Origin of the sequence: Moritella yayanosii (assembly GCF_900465055.1) — a bacterium.
In the GTDB taxonomy this organism is placed as follows: domain Bacteria; phylum Pseudomonadota; class Gammaproteobacteria; order Enterobacterales; family Moritellaceae; genus Moritella; species Moritella yayanosii.
The window spans coordinates 1,918,873-1,937,705 of sequence record NZ_LS483250.1 but is presented as its reverse complement, the minus strand read 5'-3'; the positions used below and the strand labels follow the sequence as shown (position 1 = coordinate 1,937,705).

General features: G+C 41.4%; 16 protein-coding genes and 1 pseudogene. 11 read left to right on the top strand and 6 right to left on the bottom strand.

Features of this window, described 5'->3' with window-relative positions; genetic code table 11:
• Nucleotides 1-2 precede the first annotated feature (2 nt).
• Nucleotides 3-1,139, bottom strand: a complete 1,137-nt coding sequence (gene nagA, locus MORIYA_RS08790; protein ID WP_112714430.1) for an N-acetylglucosamine-6-phosphate deacetylase — start codon at nt 1,137-1,139, stop codon at nt 3-5.
• A 4-nt stretch (nt 1,140-1,143) separates the two neighbouring features.
• Nucleotides 1,144-1,953: a glucosamine-6-phosphate deaminase gene (nagB, locus tag MORIYA_RS08785; protein WP_112714428.1), complete on the bottom strand. Its 810-nt coding sequence runs from the start codon at nt 1,951-1,953 to the stop codon at nt 1,144-1,146.
• 291 nt (nt 1,954-2,244) lie between these two features.
• Here nagB and nagE point away from each other — a divergent pair, with 291 nt between their 5' ends.
• Entirely contained in the window at nt 2,245-3,699 is a 1,455-nt protein-coding gene (gene nagE, locus MORIYA_RS08780) for an N-acetylglucosamine-specific PTS transporter subunit IIBC (RefSeq protein WP_112718531.1), read from the top strand.
• Nucleotides 3,700-3,894: 195 nt separating this feature from the next.
• On the opposite strand, the gene MORIYA_RS08775 is transcribed toward nagE, so the two are convergent.
• Nucleotides 3,895-5,802 (bottom strand): RecQ family ATP-dependent DNA helicase, encoded by a 1,908-nt coding sequence (locus MORIYA_RS08775; RefSeq protein ID WP_112714426.1) that lies wholly within the window; start codon nt 5,800-5,802, stop codon nt 3,895-3,897.
• 143 nt (nt 5,803-5,945) lie between these two features.
• Between MORIYA_RS08775 and MORIYA_RS08770 the strand changes: the two genes are divergently transcribed.
• Nucleotides 5,946-6,575 carry an outer membrane beta-barrel protein gene (locus MORIYA_RS08770; RefSeq protein WP_112714424.1) on the top strand — a complete coding sequence of 210 codons (630 nt, stop codon included), beginning with the start codon at nt 5,946-5,948 and terminating at the stop codon, nt 6,573-6,575.
• A gap of 57 nt (nt 6,576-6,632) precedes the next feature.
• Here MORIYA_RS08770 and MORIYA_RS08765 read toward each other — a convergent pair whose 3' ends face one another.
• Nucleotides 6,633-7,823, bottom strand: coding sequence for a benzoate/H(+) symporter BenE family transporter (locus MORIYA_RS08765; protein WP_112714422.1), 1,191 nt, complete (start codon nt 7,821-7,823; stop codon nt 6,633-6,635).
• A 132-nt stretch (nt 7,824-7,955) separates the two neighbouring features.
• Between MORIYA_RS08765 and MORIYA_RS08760 the strand changes: the two genes are divergently transcribed.
• The 5 genes from MORIYA_RS08760 (at nt 7,956) to MORIYA_RS08740 (ending at nt 11,463) form a co-directional block, all read left to right on the top strand.
• Nucleotides 7,956-8,600 (top strand): helix-turn-helix domain-containing protein, encoded by a 645-nt coding sequence (locus MORIYA_RS08760; protein WP_232011571.1) that lies wholly within the window; start codon nt 7,956-7,958, stop codon nt 8,598-8,600.
• A 119-nt stretch (nt 8,601-8,719) separates the two neighbouring features.
• The gene (locus tag MORIYA_RS08755) at nt 8,720-9,259 is read left to right on the top strand and encodes a GNAT family N-acetyltransferase (protein ID WP_112714420.1); all 540 of its coding nucleotides are present in this window, start codon (nt 8,720-8,722) and stop codon (nt 9,257-9,259) included.
• 59 nt (nt 9,260-9,318) lie between these two features.
• Complete coding sequence (locus tag MORIYA_RS08750) at nt 9,319-9,738, top strand: GNAT family N-acetyltransferase (RefSeq protein WP_112714418.1); 420 nt, start codon at nt 9,319-9,321, stop codon at nt 9,736-9,738.
• A 167-nt stretch (nt 9,739-9,905) separates the two neighbouring features.
• The gene (locus tag MORIYA_RS08745; RefSeq protein WP_112714416.1) at nt 9,906-11,057 is read left to right on the top strand and encodes an AAA family ATPase; all 1,152 of its coding nucleotides are present in this window, start codon (nt 9,906-9,908) and stop codon (nt 11,055-11,057) included.
• The gene (locus MORIYA_RS08740) at nt 11,050-11,463 is read left to right on the top strand and encodes a hypothetical protein (protein ID WP_112714415.1); all 414 of its coding nucleotides are present in this window, start codon (nt 11,050-11,052) and stop codon (nt 11,461-11,463) included. The genes MORIYA_RS08745 and MORIYA_RS08740 overlap by 8 nt, the downstream gene beginning before the upstream one ends.
• A 65-nt stretch (nt 11,464-11,528) precedes the next feature.
• Here MORIYA_RS08740 and MORIYA_RS08735 read toward each other — a convergent pair whose 3' ends face one another.
• A complete protein-coding gene (locus MORIYA_RS08735) occupies nt 11,529-14,366 on the bottom strand; it encodes an FAD-binding and (Fe-S)-binding domain-containing protein (protein ID WP_112714414.1) in 2,838 nt (945 codons plus the stop codon).
• A gap of 188 nt (nt 14,367-14,554) precedes the next feature.
• On the opposite strand from MORIYA_RS08735, the gene MORIYA_RS08730 reads away from it, so the two are divergent.
• Both MORIYA_RS08730 and nudC read left to right on the top strand, forming a co-directional pair.
• Entirely contained in the window at nt 14,555-15,460 is a 906-nt protein-coding gene (locus MORIYA_RS08730; RefSeq protein ID WP_112714413.1) for a LysR family transcriptional regulator, read from the top strand.
• Nucleotides 15,461-15,538: 78 nt separating this feature from the next.
• A complete protein-coding gene (gene nudC / locus MORIYA_RS08725; protein ID WP_112718527.1) occupies nt 15,539-16,468 on the top strand; it encodes an NAD(+) diphosphatase in 930 nt (309 codons plus the stop codon).
• Between the two features lie 81 nt (nt 16,469-16,549).
• Here nudC and MORIYA_RS08720 read toward each other — a convergent pair.
• A pseudogene (locus tag MORIYA_RS08720) lies at nt 16,550-16,968 on the bottom strand (aldo/keto reductase); the annotation flags it as partial.
• A 359-nt stretch (nt 16,969-17,327) separates the two neighbouring features.
• Here MORIYA_RS08720 and MORIYA_RS08715 point away from each other — a divergent pair.
• Together MORIYA_RS08715 and MORIYA_RS08710 are read left to right on the top strand one after the other, a co-directional pair.
• On the top strand, nt 17,328-18,050 hold the full coding sequence (locus MORIYA_RS08715) for a LysR family transcriptional regulator (RefSeq protein WP_232011570.1): 723 nt from the start codon (nt 17,328-17,330) through the stop codon (nt 18,048-18,050).
• A gap of 274 nt (nt 18,051-18,324) precedes the next feature.
• A complete protein-coding gene (locus MORIYA_RS08710; RefSeq protein WP_112714411.1) occupies nt 18,325-18,666 on the top strand; it encodes a c-type cytochrome in 342 nt (113 codons plus the stop codon).
• The last annotated feature ends 167 nt before the right edge of the window (nt 18,667-18,833 follow it).

The window sequence follows — 18,833 nt, the reverse complement described above, 5'->3', positions numbered from 1 at the left end:
AATTAGAAGCTTTTCACTTGTCCGTTTACGATCGTTTTTATAACAGTGAAGTCCGCATCAAAGGCTGTTAAATTAGCAACTTTGCCTTTGGCAATGCTACCCAATTTATCGTCTACACCAATGGCTTTTGCTGGGTATAGATTTGCCATACGCAGTGTTTCAGCTAGTGGTAAGCCAACATGTTTCACTGTATTTTCAACTGCTTCGATCATCGTTAATGCTGAGCCGCCTAGTGTACCATCGGCACCCACACATTTACCATCACGATAGAACACTTCTGTGCCCACGAAGTCAAAAGATTCGATGTCAGCCCCTGCAGGCGCGACAGCATCAGTGACTAAGACTAACTTTTCGCCCATTAGTTTATGACTCATACGCACATTGGCGTAATCGACATGGTGACCATCAACGATAATACCGGCGTAAACGTCTTGATGATCGTAAATTGCGCCTACCACACCTGGGTCGCGACCTGTAATTGAGCTCATGGCATTAAATAAATGCGTGGCAAAACGCGCGCCAGCTTCAAAACCTTGCATACACTCTGTATAAGTGGCGTTGCTATGACCGACAGAAACCAATACGTTTGCAGCACTAAGTTGTTGGATATGTGCTGGCGCCGTATTTTCTGGCGCTAAGGTTATTTTGCTGATCACTGCACTGTGACTGCAGATATGGTCGATCATGGTTTGTTCACTGCGGCGAATAAGGTCAATGCTGTGAATGCCTTTTTTCGCAGTAGACAGGTAAGGACCTTCTAAATGTAAACCCAGTGCTTGGTTGCTGTGCTTGTTTAAATACGCTGCCATGGTATCAATAGCAGATTTCATTTCGGTATCAGTAGCCGTGATCAATGTTGGCAAGTAGCTAGTACAACCAAAACGTTCGTTGGTTTGTTGCATGATTTCAAGGGTGTTAATACTAATATCCGTATTAAACAATACGCCACCACAACCATTGAGTTGTAAATCAATAAAACCAGCCGTTAAGCTTGCCCCTGCAAGGTCAATACGTTCGATATCTGTTGGGCAATCCGTAAGCGCAACAAGATCATGAATGAATTCACCATCGACAATTACACAGTGCTCAGTTAACACTCTGTCGGTTGTGTAGATAGTACAATTAGTGAGTGCATACATGGACTTACTCCGCAATAAAGCGTTGAATGTTCTGTGCTTCTAATTCTTTAAAATAGCGCACAGTTTTAACTTTTAATTCCATCGTTGCGGGTTCGTCACAAGCAATAATTGATTTTGGGTGTAACTGTAGCGCAGAGATAGTCCAAAGGTGGTTTACGCACCCTTCAACCGCAGCTTCAAGTGCTAATGCTTTGTTGTGACCAGTGATCAACACCAAAATTTCTTGTGAGTCTAATAATGTACCCACGCCAACCGTCAGTGCTAGTTTTGGTACTTGGCTAATATCGTTATCAAAGAACCGTGAATTAGCCATACGCGTGTCTTGTGTTAATGTTTTGATACGAGTGCGTGAAGCCAGTGATGATGCAGGTTCGTTAAATGCGATATGACCATCAACACCTACGCCACCCATGAATAGGTTGATTTTACCGTAGCTCTTAATTTTATCTTCATAACGTTGGCACTCAGCCTCAAGATCTTCTGCATTACCATTCAACAAATTAACGTTTTTATCTTGAATGTTTACATGATTGAAGAAGTTACTGTACATGAATGTGCGGTAGCTTTCTGGGTGATCTTTATCTATACCTACATATTCGTCCATGTTGAAAGTAACCACGTGTTCAAAGCTAACGTCTCCCGCTTGGTGTAATTTGATCAGTTCTTTATACGTAGTAAGTGGAGTACCGCCAGTTGGTAAGCCTAAAACAAACGGCTTATCTGCAGTTGGGTTAAACGCGTTAATTTTGTTAACGATGTAAGCTGCGCTCCAGCGACCGACTTGAGCAGGGGTAATTAAAGGAATTAATCTCATGCGATACTCTCTATAGTTTTTAAAGGATAATTAATACTTTTTTTTAATTGTAAATTAAGTTTTAAGATCCAGCCATCAAAACTTGTCATTTTATGCTCAAATGGTTGAAATAGATCACATTGCAGGGAATTAAAAGTGAATTTGGTTTGTCATTAACGCTATCTTACTTTACATTACGAAATAAGTTGTGGAGTAAGTACAAAGTCTGTTCTGTTAATGGAACTGCTACAGTTCCATAACAAGAATAAAACATTTGATTGGATTTTAAACTTAGATAAGGATGATGGCTGTATGTTTAGCTATTTACAAAAAATTGGTCGTGCATTAATGGTTCCAGTGGCAGTGCTACCTGCTGCTGCGGTATTAATGGGTATTGGTTATTGGATTGATCCAGTAGCATGGGGCGGTGAAAATATGCTTGCAGCATTTTTCATCAAATCGGGTGCTGCGATTATTGAGAACATGTCATTATTGTTTGCTGTTGGTGTTGCTTACGGTATGTCAAAAGACAAAGACGGTTCAGCCGCGCTTGCTGGTCTTGTTGGCTTCCTCGTGGTGACAACGTTACTTTCACCGGGTTCAGTTGCTGCAATCCAAGGTGTTAGTGCTGACCAAGTATCTGCTGCATTCGGTAAAATCAATAACCAGTTTGTTGGTATTTTAGTGGGTGTTATCACTGCTGAACTATATAATCGTTTCAGTGAAGTTGAGTTGCCTAAAGCGCTGACCTTCTTCAGTGGTCGTCGTTTAGTGCCAATTATTACTTCTTTTGTCATGATGGGTCTGTCCTTTGTACTGATGTACATCTGGCCAATTATTTTTGATGGTCTGGTTACTTTTGGTACGAGCATTAAAGATATGGGTCCTACAGGCGCTGGTATCTACGCGTTCTTTAACCGTATGCTGATCCCGGTTGGTCTTCACCATGCACTTAACTCCGTATTCTGGTTTGATGTTGCTGGTATTAACGATATCCCTAATTTCCTTGGTGGCGCGAAATCACTAGCAAACGGTGACGCAACTATAGGTGTTACGGGTATGTACCAAGCTGGTTTTTTCCCCATCATGATGTTTGGTCTATTAGGTGCTGCACTGGCGTTCATCCATACTGCGAAACCTGAAAACAAAGCGAAAGTAACTTCGATCATGATGGCTGCTGGTTTCGCAACATTCTTCACAGGTGTTACCGAACCTCTGGAATTCTCATTCATGTTTGTTGCGCCTGCACTATTCGTTTTACACGCATTATTAACCGGTATTTCGGTATTCATCGCGGCTTCAATGCAATGGATTGCAGGCTTCGGTTTCAGTGCGGGTCTGGTCGATTTAGTATTATCGTCACGTAACCCACTTGCTGTTAACTGGTACATGCTACTCGTTCAAGGTGCTGCATTCTTCGTAATCTACTACGTATCATTCCGCGCTATTATCGTTAAATTTGATCTTAAAACGCCAGGTCGTGAAGACGCTGGTGAAGAATCGGTTGCTCCGGCTAAAGCGGGTAAAGCTTCACACGCTGAAGTTGCGGCTAAAGTGTTTGAACTGGTGGGTGGTAAAGACAACATAGTACACGTTGATAACTGTGCAACACGTTTACGCCTTGACGTAAAAGATTCTTCACTTGTAAATGACGCTGAACTTAAGCGTCACGTACCAGGTGTGATCAAGCCAAGTAAAACTACGGTACAAGTCGTGATTGGTCCACAAGTTGAATTCGTTGCTAACGCACTTAAGAAACTTGTTTAATAGCCTTATCGCGAGATTAGCCACTGTGTAGTTAATCTCTAGGGAAAAAAAGGGCGATGCATTAAATGCATCGCCATTTTTTTGTTTGTGTGATCTTATATTCAAGCGGGTCTTGGTTATTCAACCTCAACGTCGCTTGCGCATAGGCACTCTAGTTATCAAGCATAGGTATTCTAGTTATCAAATATAGAGAGCCTAGTTATTAAGTAATGTTAGTACTTGCTGATAAGGATAGGCTTGCAGCGCGGCAAAGTTACTGATCTTCTTGGCTTTCATTTTCATGAATAACGGGGTACTTATGCCGGATAAGAAACGGGTGATTAATACTGGTGTAGGCTGTTTTCCGCACGCATTAATAAACGCCTGGCTTAGTTCGACAACGTGCTCTATCGATAACGGTGGCATGCTGACGGGTTGTGGCAACTGTGCAATACGCCCCTGACAGACAGAGCAAGTACCGCATTGTTCTGGTGCTTTTGCATCACCAAAGTAAGTGGATAAGCCTTTGCTTAAGCATTGCGAACTCTGAATATATTGGCCTACCGCATGTATGCGTTTAATTTCACTTTTTTCTTTATTGGCAAATTGTTGATGTAGGGTTTCGGCTAATTGTTGGCTATCAAAGCGTGAGTTCAATATCTGATATACATCGGTCATTAATTTGCTTTCAAGCACAATATTATTGCGTTCATGCAAAAATTCCAGTGCGGTGATCACCCGACTACGCTGTTCTTGATAACCCTCACTCATACGTTCAAAGTTAACCGTTGCCCAAGTACGTTTCGCCGGTGATGCGTTAAATATCGCTTCAATAAACACCCGTTTTTCATCACGGAACTGGCTGAGTATTTGTGCCGGATCTTTTAAGAACTTAAAGCGGTATTCAGCAAAATAGGAATACAGTGGCTTGATGATGCCTTGCATTTCTAAATACACCAATAAGGTTTTTAACGGCGCTTGGCGCAAGTTACTGTTCATCGATAACCCGTATAAAGTGTGTTCCCATTCAGTCCCGGTGGCTTGGATTTCGCTAAGTACCGTGTCAATGCCATTGAGCTCGGGTGTATCACCGTAAACGAAATTTTCGAGAATACTTTGGTTATCTAGATTGGCTAATACCAGGCATTGTGAATCATTACCGTCACGACCCGCACGGCCAATTTCCTGGCTGTAGTTCTCAATCGACTTAGGCAAATCAAAATGCACGACGTTACGGATGTTACTTTTATCGATACCCATACCAAAGGCGATAGTTGCAACAATACAGTCGATGCCATTACGCATGAAGTTTTGCTGTACTTCTTCGCGAATGTCGGTGGGCATACCGGCATGATACGCCACGGCTGCAATACCCGCTTGTTGCAGGGCACTGGCTAATTCTTCTGCGGTTTTTTGCAAGGTGACATAGACAATAGATGCTTGTCCGGCCTTTTTACCTAACCAACGGGTTAACGCATGCAGTTTCTTGTCTTGGGCAATCGGGTGCATTAATAAGCTAAGGTTAGCGCGATGAAAACCAGTTTGTATAATATCTTCGGGCTTGATATTAAACTTGGTTTCCATGTCTTTAATCACCGCGGGTGTCGCGGTTGCCGTTAATAATAAAGCTTGTTTAATGTTTAGCTCTTTTTGGTACTGCGGCAGTTTCAAGTAATCGGGACGAAAGTTGTGGCCCCATTCTGAAATACAGTGGGCTTCATCGATCACCAATAATGAAATCGGTACTTGTTTGATGAATCGACGAAAGCGTTCATTCTTCAAACGTTCCACCGAGATCATTAAGATCTTTACTTCGCCCTCGCGTACCTTTGACATGGTCTCTCTGACTTCATCGACTGACATGCTCGAATCAATTTTAGCTGCCGCGACGTTATGTTTCTTTAAAAACAATAACTGGTCTTGGATCAGGGCTAATAGCGGTGAAATGACTAAGGTTAAGTGAGGTAAGTGTAATGCTGATATTTGATAGCATAGTGATTTACCTGAGCCAGTTGGAAAGATGGCTGCACTTGAATTGCCATTGATAATACTGTTAATGACAGCTTCTTGGCCTTCTCTAAATTGATCATAGCCAAAGTAGTGTTGTAACGTCTGGTGCAGCATATCGGTCTCTCGTATTATTAAACTAAAGGGAGTAGAGGGTGAGAGTATATCGTTTTTTTTTGAAAAAGTGATCCTGTAGATGGGGATAAAAGCGTGGCAATGCTATATTTTTAACAGTCAATCACGATATTACAGGATGTATTATGAGGTATAAGCAACAATTTGGTGCTAGTTTTCTATCGATTAGTGCATTGATGCACTCTGCAATTGCTGCCGCTGAGGTATTTGTCGCTCCGTTTGGTGGATATGGCTTTGGCACGAATGATTTTTCAACAATCGATCGCAATACCCAAGAAGAAAGTTCAGTCAAAATAGCAGAGTCAGGGCATTGGGGCATTATGGCGGGTGTGACAACCCCAGATCCCGGTAGCATTTATTTACTTTATAGCCATCAATCCACAGAATTCAGTATTGGCGATAACTTAAATCAATCCGAGGTGACCGCTCTTGATACGGATTATTTACATTTGGGTGGCGCGTTATATTTCCCTCAAGGTAAGTTTCGACCTTATGTCACCACCAGTGTTGGTTTAACACAAATGCGTCCAAGTGGAAGTTTCTCTAATGAAACGCATTTTTCTATGGGTGTTGGTGGCGGTGCTGAATATCAATTGATACCAAGTTTTTCACTATTTGCCGATTTACGTGGTTACGCCACATTTATTGGTAGTTCACCATCATTATTTTGTAATAGCGGTAATTGTAAGTGGCTGGTGGATGCTGAATTTATGTGGCAAGGGCAGGTGAACCTGGGCGCAAAATTGACGTTTTAAGCTATGCTCAGTGAATGTTTTGACACTATTGGCAGGTATAGTATATCTTAGACTTTATTATCTATTCCTTGCTACAGCAGTCACTGGCTTTTGTATTGTTACTAGCGTTGAGATCGCGATGGTGATTAAGCCCGCGACTATTCCCCATAATGCCGAACCAATATTCCACAGGGTAAAATCCGATGCGGTGACTAAGAAGGTCATGAGTGCGGCTTCTTTATAAGGCGATTCAACAAAAGCTTGCTGTAAGCTAGTACCGATAGTGGAGAACAGGGCAATACCGGCTAACGCATATATCAATGCAGATGGCATGGCCTGGAACAAGGTCATTAGGCTTAACGCACAAAGTCCCATTAACAGATAGAAAGCACCTGCACTTACCGCTGCCCAATAGCGCTTTTTCGGATCTGGGTCGGCTTCTTCAGACATGCATATTGCAGCTGTGATCGCCGCTAAGTTAATACCAAAACCACCAAAGGGCGCAATAAGCATATTGGTAATACCTGTCACCGTCATTAATTTTGATACTGGGGCACGATAACCATGGGCTTTTAAAATGGCGATACCGGGCATGTTTTGAGTCGCCATTGTCACCAGAAATAGCGGCAAGCCGATATTGATTAACGCGGCGACGCTCCATTCTGGTTCAATATAGACCAGTTGGCCGATACTCCATTCTAATTCGGGCATGACAAACAGCCCCTGCACCGATGCCGATGTAATTGCCACAATTAAAATAACTAACATAGCAAAGCGAGGAATAAGTGCTTTACAGACTAAATAGGTGATAAACATCAGACCAACCAGCTGTGGTGAAGCGTTCATGACATTAAATACCTCAATGCCAAATGACAGTAAGATCCCAGCCAGCATGGCACTGGCGATTTGGAGCGGCACGCGGTCCATTAACTTTTCAAATAACCCAGAAACACCTGACAGGGTAATTAAACAAGCGGAAAAGATAAAGGCGGCCACGGCTTCATTAAGGCTAAAGCCTTGGGTACTGGTGATCAGTAACGCGGCACCGGGTGTTGACCAGGCAATTAATAACGGCGTGCGGTAATAGATTGATAAACCAATCGAAGTGAGCCCCATGCCAAGTCCTAATGCAAACACCCAACTTGATATCATCACCAAGTCTGCCCCAAGATTAGACGCAGCTTGATATATCAAGGCAATAGAGCTGGTAAAGCCGATTAAAGCTGCAATAAAGCCCATGTTTATTCTATTTAAAATTGTGCTGTTCATTGCCGCTACTTCTCCAATTATCGATTCCGTGATAAAGTGTTTGTACGTAATAACGCACAAGAATTTATTAAAAATAGCACTGTATGTTATAACGCACAAGCTTATTTTTTTACAGCAGACAGCTTTTAACAAATGAGTTATTACCAAGATAACTTTACAAAAAGAGCGTTCACCAAGGGCATTATTATCAATATTCACACATCTTTAGGGAGTCGTCTTAAAACGGCGCGCAGTAACAAAGGCTGGAGTTTAGATAAAACCAGTCAACATACGGGTGTATCAAAAGCCATGTTAGGGCAAATTGAACGCGGGGAATCAAGTCCAACCGTGGTGAAATTATGGAATATCGCTAATGGTTTTGAGCTGCCGCTGTCTTACTTTCTGACCGACTTAGCGCAAACGCAGGCAGAAACTGCTGCCAATACATCGTTAAATACAGCCCTAAATAAATTGCAGAATAGTGAAGATGATATTCACATCGTGACATTATTTCCTTATGACGCACTGACTAAACTGGAAGTATTCCAGATCACTTTAGATCCACAACGTGAACATATTTCGGCACCGCATAATGCTGGCGTGGTTGAACATATCATTGCTGTTGATGGCTCTATGGAATACTTCTTAGCACTCACAGCCGATGGTATTGAGCTGGAATGGCATACCTTGACACAAGGTGAAAGTATTAAATTTAATGCTGACCAGCAACACGGTTACCGCAATATGACGGATAAGCCAGTGACCTTCCACAATATCATTAGTTATACCCAAGCTTAATAGAATACAAAGCATCAGCCATTGGCGCATTTTTATTTTTCATCTGTGAACGAATACCTTGTTTGAGGTATAAATAAATCCTAATATGAGGGGGTGATAAATCATATTCAAGAGTATGAATGTTTACATTAAATATTGGTCCAGATTTACAATTAGCTATTGTGCAGCCGTCATTCGCTAGACATTATTTAGATATAGTGACAGCAGAACGTGCGTATCTATCAAAATGGTTACCGTGGGCGACACATGCCAATAACGAAGCCTTCTTTCTTGAGTTTATCCGTAAATCATTGCAAGGATACGCAGAAGGTAAGTCGATGACTTGTGCGATTGTTTATCAGCATACTGTGGTGGGTAATGTCAGTTTTAACAGTATTGATCAGGAATTGAAAAAGGTTGTAGTGGGCTATTGGTTAAGTGAAAAATACCAAGGTTCCGGCATTGTAACCAAAGCCGTGAGTTTTTTAATTGAATACGCATTCTCTGAGTTAAGCATGGACAAAGTCGAGATATATGCCGCTGTCGATAATACCGCAAGTCGTCGAGTCTGTGAGCGTTTGAATATGGTCTTAGAAGGCATTATTAGTAATGATGAAAACGTTAATGGTGAGATAGTCGACCATGCGATTTACGGTATTCACCGTACAGATCTACGTTAAGGAACGATTTGTATGGAAGGAACAGTATATGGACATCAGTTAATGAAAATAGCAATTATATGGAGATAGCAACATACTCACCACAATATTTACCGGCGTTACGTGCGCTTTATATGGCATCAAGGACATCAACTTTCACTTGGTTAGATAGCTGCGGTTATCAGCTAACGGATTTTGATGCGCATGTTACCGATGACACTATTTATGTAGCCGTGACTGGTGACAGAGTACTTGGTTTTATCGCCGTTTATGAACCGGATAATTTCATCCATCACTTGTTTGTTGCCGATGATGCGCAGGGCATAGGCGTTGGTTCGAAATTACTCGCTATGCTAACTGAGTTAAATGGCAGACCACAGATATTGAAATGCCTGGTGAAGAATGAAAAAGCGATACAGTTTTATTTTTCAAGAGGGTTTATTGAAGTCGGTAAGGGCACAGGTGCGGTTGGTGATTATCTGGTATTGCGTAATGGATGACTCCTTTAATTTTGGACGTTTTATTTTCGGCCATTAGCGTTATATTTTTCATTAACACACGATTCCCTATTATTTTAAAGTATTGTCATGTATATTTACTTCCGCCATATTTGGTTGATGTTTTCAATTTATGGCGTTTAATGTAATATTAATAGCTAAGGGTATGTATGATTTTAAGGTATGGCGGCAGTAATTATTTTTGTTTTAAAGAAGATTTTGAAATAGATCTTAGATTAAATAAGAATTGCCCTGAAGATATTTCAAACGGGAAAGACTATAGCCAAGTCATGTGCATCAAAGGCGCTAATGCTGCCGGCAAGACCAACGCACTTAAAGCCTTGTCTTTTATCGCCTCATTTATAGCCTCATCATTTAATGAAAAACCTGAAGGTAAGCTGGCTCTCGAAACTTATTTTGGTAATAAAATGCCAACGCATCTTTTCTGTGAATTCCGAATCAATCATTTGGATTATCGATACGATTTGAGCTTGCAGGACAATAAAGTAGTTGATGAGAAGTTAACTTTAATTTCCGATTCTAACAAAGTACTGTTTTTTCGACGAGAGACAGTTCTGGAACATGTGGATGATGAGTATTCAGGCCTGCGAAACATACCACAATTAAGGGCAAACGCATCCATAATTAGCTCCGCACATCAACATGAAATACCTTGTATCAAAGGTATGTACGATTTCTTTAATTTGGCATTGAAAAATGTTGGTTATTCTGGATTTAAGGAGATATCGAAGGACGGCGATTTTTCAAAACTTTATCATGAAAGTCCCGAAATACTCGATTTTGTTAAAGAAAAATTACGTTTTTTTGATACCGGTATAATTGATATACAGATAGATTTTTATGAAAATGGTGACGGTGAAAAAGTTTACTTTCCATTATTTTGTTTTGAGATTAATGGCAAAATAAAAAAATTGAGAATGCATCATCAATCTAGTGGAACCAAGAGACTATATAAGTTACTTGGTTATTGTTTTGCGATTATTCACCGCGATAATGATGAACTACCTTATGGCGCTTTCATGGTATGGGATGAGTTAGATCTTCATTTACATAGCCTTATTATTCCTGAGTTAATTAAGCTATTTGAAAAAGGAAGTAACACACAGTTAATTTTCACCTGTCAAAATGACCAAATACTTGATTCAATGGGTAAATATAGAACAGTGCTCATTAATAAAAGTGACAATGAGAGTTACTCATATCGCCTTGATGAACTGCCTAGTGATCTATTACGTAACAATAGACCAATAACACCGCATTATAAGAAAGGCAGCATAGGCGGGGTGCCTAATATTGGCTAACCAAAATAAAGCTAGATTTCTTGCAAAGCATAAAAAAGAACAAGAAAAATCGATTGATAATGTGAATAATCGCTTTCCTAAATTTTCGTTTGAATTTTGCTTTGCTTCTAATCGAGGCATTCATAAGGCAGATGGAGATACTCAAAAAGCGGTTATTAAAAAAATAATTAATTTGAGCCAATGTACTTGGCAAGATATTAAAGATTTACCGCGCGAACAAGGCTTTGAAAAAATAGAAAAGTCCTCTTTTAATTCACTTCCTAGTGTCCCAAATAAATTTAACGATCAAGAAAAGGTTGTTGTATTTAGATTACCGAATAAGCAGGGACGGTTGATGGGTTATATAGAAGAGGATACATTTTTCGTGGTATGGATTGATACCAAGTTTGATATGTATAATCATTAAACTAGTGAGGCATTATCGCATATGCCTTACTAGTTTGAATTATAGGGGGCCGAACTTACGATCTTCTAGCCCACACGCTTTTCACTCACTTTATCTACCAGATACAATATCGAGCGATATTCAATGCCACTGTGCTCTGACAAGCCAATCTCACACGTTCGGCTATTTGAATAACCCTCACTGCAATTACTTGGTACTTGACGTGCTAATGGTGACAAGGCCGAGGCGTTCAATTCTGGGATAGTAAAGCCTTTATCTCCGGCAAAACCACAGCATTGAATGTCGTCTGGAATAATCACTTGTTGCGCACAAGCACGACTGACTTTTTCCATCACACCCGCTAAACCTTGCTTACGTGAGGTACAGGTAATATGTAACATCACAGGTTCTGCTTGTGGGGTAATATCAACATGCGGCATTACGAACTCAGCCACAAAGCGGAACGGTTCATAAATCGCGATGTCTTTGGTCATCATCTCAATACTAGTACTCGCGCAGGGGCTGGTATCCATTAATACTGGTAGTTTACCCTGCTCAGATGCTTCCCATAATGCCGCTTCTAACTGTGCCGATTTACTCAAGGCTGTCTCCACAAAACCTTTACTCTTATACGGCATACCACAGCATTTTTCCGATAACTTGCTTGGCATAATCACTTCAATACCGGCTTTTTGTAGTACCGCTTGTGTTACTTCAGCAAGCGGGCGGTTATCCATGGCATTCTTTGCTGTGCCCATATTACGTGCCGCACAACTTGGGAAGTAGACGACTTTTTTATGCGTCAGACCATCACTGGCTAATAGCGTCACTTTGCCGGCTGCTTTCGGCATGCTCGGCGTCCATAATGGTACTGCTCCGCCACTGAGTTTACGGGTGGCTTTGGTAACAGTACGCATCGCTTTAGTGCCTAAAACACTATGAATACCATTCGCAATACTTAATCCAGCTTGTGTGGCACTGGTTACCCCAGCAAAGTGATCGCTACTCCAACGTGCGATAACATTGGCGATAGGAGAGTGTTGTTGGCGTAATTTACGGATCAAGTCACCAGTATTAATCTCCACTGGGCAGCGTTCTGCACATAAGCCTGTTGCGGCGCAGGTATCAATGCCTAAATATTTAAACGATTTTTCTAACTCGGCAAGACGCGCCGGATCTTCTTGGCTACGCTGTAAGCGGCTGATCTCACGATATACGGTATTACGTTGTCGTGGCGTTAGCGATAATTCGCGTGATGGGCAAACCGGTTCACAAAACCCACACTCGATACATTTATCAATCAGTGGGTCTGCTGCTGGCATGATTTTTAAATCGGTAATGTGGCTATTTTTATTATCATTTAAGATCACACCGGGGTTTAAAATACCGGTTTTATCAAAGATGCGTTTTATTTCTTGCATCAAGGCATAACCTTCGCTACCCCATTCCAGCTCGACATACGGTGCCATGTTACGACCAGTACCGTGCTCGGCTTTTAATGAACCTTGATACTTGACCGCGACTAACTGCGCCACATCGTCCATGAAACTACTGTAACGATTGATTTCTTTTTCTGTTTCGAATGCTTGGGTAAACACAAAGTGTAAGTTGCCCGCTAATGCATGGCCAAAGATGATCGCTTCATCATAATGGTATTTTTTTAACAAGATCTCTAAGTCACGTACTGCTGCGGCTAGTTGTTCAATAGGAAATGCCACGTCTTCGATGATCACGGTGGTACCCACTTCACGTACCGCGCCTACTGCGGGGAACAGCTCTTTACGGATCGCCCATAACTGATTGTAGATCTTGGTATCGGTACTAAATTCAATTGCGTCAGTTGGGGTAAACTGGTTTATCAATGCGCTAATTTCGGCGATTTGTTGCTGTAACGCTGTTTCATTTTCAGCGTGGATCTCTACTAACAATGCGGCCGCTTCGGTATTGTGTTCAGTAGCAAGCCGAGTGATAAACTCTGGCATCCCCGGTCTATCTGCCACCGAATTTAAGGCGCGATTATCCATTAATTCCACCGCCGCAATACTGGTATTAGCAAGTGTGCTTACGGCGAAACAAGTTTGCTCAATATCGGCAAATAAATACAGACCCGTGGCTTTAAAACTATGGTCGATCACCGTATTGTAAGTGATATCGGCAATGAAGCCCAACGTACCTTCCGAGCCAATAAACAAATGCTGTAATACATCAATGGGATCGCTGTAATCGGTTAATGAGTTAAGGCTATAACCTGTGGTGTTTTTAAGGCGATATTTGTGGCGGATCTTATCGGCTAATGGAGTATTGTCTTTACACGCTTGCGCAAGGTCAGTCAGATCATCGAGCATCTGTTTATGACTGATTTTAAACTGCGCGACACTGTAACTGTCTAAGGTATTGAGTACCGTACCGTCGGCAAGTACCACGGTCATGCCCGCTAAGGTTTGGTAACTATTTTGCGCAGTACCACAACACATGCCAGATGAATTGTTGGCGGCAATACCACCGATCTTACAAGTATTGATCGAGGCTGGATCCGGACCGATCTTACGTTGATAAGGGGCTAAGATCTTATTCGCTTCAGCACCGATAATACCCGGTTGTAGCCAGATCTGTTTGCCGTTGTCTAAGACTTTATGTTCGCGCCAATCAGAGGTCAGCATGATCAGTACCGAGTCTGACAAGGCTTGACCGGATAAGCTGGTGCCTGCCGCGCGGAAGGTCACGGGAATTGTCATCTCAAAGCAAGTCTTAATCACCAATACCACTTCGTCTAAATTAGCGAGTTGTAAGATCAATTTTGGGATTAAACGATAAAAACTGGCATCGGTACCGTAAGCGAAGGTGAGCGTCGGGTCGGTGATAATACGTTTTTCATCAATGGACTGGCGTAATTTGCTAATCAGTATGTGGTAAGGGTCAGACATTGCAGGCTCCTAATAATGCGGCGATGTTATTTTTATTTTGTTGTTAATGTGCCACATTATGTTTATTTAATTTTGTAATGATGCGGTTTTAGACAAATCACTTATGTGATCTTAGATATAGTACCGAACTCGTACTATTTGATATACTAGCCCGATTACACATGACTGTTTCATAAAGTGGACCAATAATGCGAAGTACCGATGATTTTTTAATTTTTTATCACCTAATTGAACAAGGTTCTTTTAGTAAAGCGGCGGATATTGTTGGTTTAACTAAGTCGGTGGTGAGTAAACACATTACTCGTTTAGAAAAAGAGATGGGTGTGCAACTGATCTTCCGCACCACACGTAAGTTAACGTTAACGGAAGCCGGTAAAGTTTTTTTTGAACACGCCAGAACCATCTACCAATCGGTGCAAGGTGCCGTTGACGCGATGAATGGGCTAGGGGATAGCTTATCCGGCTCTATTCGGTTAACTGTACCGACAGTGTCTGGTGAAATGATTTTAGCCGAAGCAATCGCCGATTTTAGTGCCAGTTATCCTGATATTCATGTGCATATGGATCTGGATAATAGCTTTGTTGATTTAATTGATAATAACTTTGACTTGGCAATTCGTACTGGTGCATTACAAGATTCCAGCTATATCGCCCGCCGTCTAGTGCAAGCACAATGGGTGATCTGCGCATCGCCAGCCTATTTAGTTAAAAACGGCACACCGAAACACCCTCAAGATTTAGACAAGTATAATTGTTTGGCTTACAGCCATCAGGAAAGTGGCGCGAATGAGTGGTTGTTTAAAGGCCGTGAAGCAGATTACAGCGTGAAAATATCAGGTAACTTCAGTACCAATAACTCTGCGGCATTACGCAAAGCGGCGTTGTTTAATTTAGGCTTGATCTATGTACCGAAAGTGCTGGTGGCCGATGATTTACAAGCGGGAACCTTGGTTGAAGTATTGCCAAAACAGGTGGCTAAGTCGTTAGGTATTTATGCGATCTACCCGTATACCAAGCTTCAGCCATTAAAAGTGAAGCTGTTCATCGAACATATCTACCAGTTTTATCAACGCCAAGCAGATAACTTTAGTTAAGCTGCGAGGAACTGACAAAACAAGCGAAGCACAAAATAAGTAACAAAATAAATTTGAAAACAAGCAAGGATGATAATGATGCTTAAATATAGTGAGATGTTACTCGACCGTGCATCTAATCAACGTAAAAGCCCCGAGTGGCTAGCAACTCAAAAGAATAATAATAGCCGTTGGGTATTAACCCATGCAGATCAAAACTATTTTAGCCAAGCTGATAACGCGCCATTGTTTTTAACGCTTGAGGCCGTCCAGCAGCTTAATTTAGAGGACGCGGTGTTTTTAGGGCTTGATGAAAATAATGACAATACACCTTATTTTGCGTTGGACTTAACCCATGTTGATGACGTGTTAGTGGCGGCATTTTTGCTTGAGGGTGAATTTAGCGATCTGCGTAAAGTGGCGGTGATACTGGATAATCAATCGGCTTCATTACTGGCACTGGCGCGTGGTTTAGGTTTTTGGCATCGCTCGCATGGTTTTTGTGGCCGCTGTGGCACGGCGAATAAATCCGCGACTGCGGGACATGCGCGATTATGTACCAATCCAGATTGTCAGCATCAGACTTTTCCGCGTACTGATCCTGCGGTGATTATGATTGTGCGAAAGCAGTTTCCGGATGGCATTGAGCGTTGTCTGTTAGGCCGTCAAGTGGAATGGCCAGAAGGGGTGTACTCGACCCTGGCGGGTTTTGTTGATCCCGGTGAAACATTAGAAACCGCCGTTGCCCGAGAAGTACAAGAAGAGTCGGGTATTAGCGTTACCAATGTGCAGTACTTAGCCTCACAACCTTGGCCGTTTCCATCCTCTATCATGCTCGGCTTTATTGCCGATGCCAGCAGTGATGATATTCAGGTTGATAAACATGAAATCGATGATGCGCGGTGGTTCTCTCGCGTTGAAATACAAGCGTTTGGCGAGTGGGGTGATGAGGCCCCCGGCTTTAAAGTACCAAGAGTCGACTCAATTTCGCGTTATTTAATTGATCACTGGGTTAGTCTAGGCGATTAACATTGCTATTTTCCGTATGTAATTACGTTGACTGATAACTCGCTAGCTTTTTACTAGCGAGTTATTGTTATAATTCTATGTCACACGCTCTATTTTTCCTGAACCGATAAGGGCCACAGGATTTGATGGGTGTTTTAATACCCATGCAAAAATCACCTGCTCGATTGAATTTGCCCCTAACTCTTCTACAAGGTCCAGTAATGTCTCACGTAAACGTTTGGCTTGATCGGTTTGTTCGCTGAAGATATTATCTCCCGCTAAACATGACCATGCCATAGGACGAACACGATATTGCTGTAGTTGGTCACTAAGGGCATGTTTAAACGAGATTGTAATAGATCGAACTGTGATGCTGTAAAATTTGATACACCAAAGTGTTTTACTTTACCGCTTTGCTTTAAGTGCGTAAAAGCCTCGGCTACTTGATCTGCAACCATCAGAAAATCGGGACGATGTACTAATAACGTATCGAGTTGCTCCACACCTAAACGGCGCAATGCCGTTAATGCCAAATTTAGATACTTTTTCAACATTATTCATCACCAACTCCAATTAGATGTATGTAGGGTTTGATTCTAGCAGCAATAGTCATAATGCATTAAGTGCACAAAAATGAAATCATTGTTAGTTATATAGAACAACGCATGTCCATTTTTTGTTATAACATAGAATATTGAGTGGTCACGTCTCTGGTCTTGGGTGTGAATAATGCAGCAGCATAAAAAAATTGAATGTTTAATGTTATTTGTTGAGATTGCTCAGCAACTGAGTTTTACCAAAGCAGCACAAAATTTATCGATATAGAAAGGGTATTTATCTGACCAGATAAGAAAACTCGAGGCAGTTCAAATGTTCGTTATTGGTACGAACCACCCGCAGTGTTCGTTTGACGCCTGAAGGAGAAAAAATATTAGAACAGGGCAAGAAAATCAAAGCGACGATGTTGGATTTGGATCGCAATGTTCATCAGGAGCATAATGCAATATCAGGTTCGTTAAGGATCACCGCACCTATTCTGTTTACAGAGCGATTTCTACTCGATATTTGTCATGATTTTAAGCTTAAGTATCCGGACATTCATTTTATTATCGACTCGAGTTATACCAATTACGATTTAAATCAGGATGACTTTGATTTAGCCTTGCGTGCCACGCTACAGCCTCCGCAAAATATAGTGGCCAAAGAACTATTTTCCTATCAACATTGTTTATGTGCTTCACCTGAGTATTTAGCAGCATACGGCACTCCGCAAAGCATCAATGATCTCTCCTCACATCATTGTCTATCGGCAATAGAGACTCAGATTTGGCCGTTAAAATCGGCAGATGTGGTCATCAAAGGTTGGCTGACGATTAATGATCATCATTTACTGAAGCAACAGGCACTGGCAGGCAGAGGGATCGTCCGAGTGGCTAATTATTATGTGGATAGAGAGTTACAAGAGGGACGTTTGCAGACGGTATTAGAAAATGAATATATCCCTGGTCAGAGTATTTATGTACTACATCCACAGTTGATTTACCCATCGGCCAAATTAAAGGCTTTTATTGCATTTGCTCAGGAAAGGTTGGCAAGCCAATAGACATTCACGTTTATAAATGCGCCTTAATTGTTTACCTAAATAACGTTGTTAATCAAAAAGTAAATCGGCGCATTTTGACTTATGTCTAAGTTCAATCACAATGGGTCATAAATAGTCTTACCTCTCTTTCAATTAAATAAAAAGTTTAATAGAATCAGTTGTATAATATATTATTTGATTTTGTTTGTTATGATTGACTAGGGTTAACAGACTTGGGGAATCGAAAGATCCTGCTATACAAACGTTAGCCAAACCATCAACAAAGGAGTTGTCGATGTTCAAACTAAATAACAGAAACAAATCACTTGTTTTTTACACTCTCGCTTTTTGTTTATTATTGGTAACTATAAGTAGTTGCAGTAGAGACATTCATGATCATCCGGACTTGGTTACTGGCGAACAGTTATTCAACTACCATTGCTCTGGTTGTCATAAAAATACTGGCAAAGGGAAATTTCTTAAAGGCATTCCGCCCAACAGAAATACTGTTTTATCTTCGCCACAAATCATACATAAAATTAATGAAAATGATGGCGGGAAAGTAAAAATGCCCTCTTTTCCAAAAATGAGTCAAGCTGAAGCCGTTGCGATAGTGTCTCATCTAAAACAAATGTAATCACGGCTATGGTAAACACCTATCTCAGCGATTTTTAATTACTCCTCAACATTATACATCACATTAAGTTCCACTAAAGTACTGCTGTTTGTGATCTGTGTCATATCTAACAATGCGTTGGACGATTAACAGGTATTTTTACGAGTTACTGCGTATTGGGTTAATCG

What these genes read in the sequence shown, in the direction of transcription:
- nagA (WP_112714430.1), bottom strand. Translation starts at nt 1,139, where the DNA reads ATGTATGCACTCACTAATTGTACTATCTACACAACCGACAGAGTGTTA.
- nagB (WP_112714428.1), bottom strand. Translation starts at nt 1,953, where the DNA reads ATGAGATTAATTCCTTTAATTACCCCTGCTCAAGTCGGTCGCTGGAGC.
- nagE (WP_112718531.1), top strand. Translation starts at nt 2,245, where the DNA reads ATGTTTAGCTATTTACAAAAAATTGGTCGTGCATTAATGGTTCCAGTG.
- MORIYA_RS08775 (WP_112714426.1), bottom strand. Translation starts at nt 5,802, where the DNA reads ATGCTGCACCAGACGTTACAACACTACTTTGGCTATGATCAATTTAGA.
- MORIYA_RS08770 (WP_112714424.1), top strand. Translation starts at nt 5,946, where the DNA reads ATGAGGTATAAGCAACAATTTGGTGCTAGTTTTCTATCGATTAGTGCA.
- MORIYA_RS08765 (WP_112714422.1), bottom strand. Translation starts at nt 7,823, where the DNA reads ATGAACAGCACAATTTTAAATAGAATAAACATGGGCTTTATTGCAGCT.
- MORIYA_RS08760 (WP_232011571.1), top strand. Translation starts at nt 7,956, where the DNA reads ATGAGTTATTACCAAGATAACTTTACAAAAAGAGCGTTCACCAAGGGC.
- MORIYA_RS08755 (WP_112714420.1), top strand. Translation starts at nt 8,720, where the DNA reads ATGTTTACATTAAATATTGGTCCAGATTTACAATTAGCTATTGTGCAG.
- MORIYA_RS08750 (WP_112714418.1), top strand. Translation starts at nt 9,319, where the DNA reads ATGGAGATAGCAACATACTCACCACAATATTTACCGGCGTTACGTGCG.
- MORIYA_RS08745 (WP_112714416.1), top strand. Translation starts at nt 9,906, where the DNA reads ATGATTTTAAGGTATGGCGGCAGTAATTATTTTTGTTTTAAAGAAGAT.
- MORIYA_RS08735 (WP_112714414.1), bottom strand. Translation starts at nt 14,366, where the DNA reads ATGTCTGACCCTTACCACATACTGATTAGCAAATTACGCCAGTCCATT.
- MORIYA_RS08730 (WP_112714413.1), top strand. Translation starts at nt 14,555, where the DNA reads ATGCGAAGTACCGATGATTTTTTAATTTTTTATCACCTAATTGAACAA.
- nudC (WP_112718527.1), top strand. Translation starts at nt 15,539, where the DNA reads ATGCTTAAATATAGTGAGATGTTACTCGACCGTGCATCTAATCAACGT.
- MORIYA_RS08710 (WP_112714411.1), top strand. Translation starts at nt 18,325, where the DNA reads ATGTTCAAACTAAATAACAGAAACAAATCACTTGTTTTTTACACTCTC.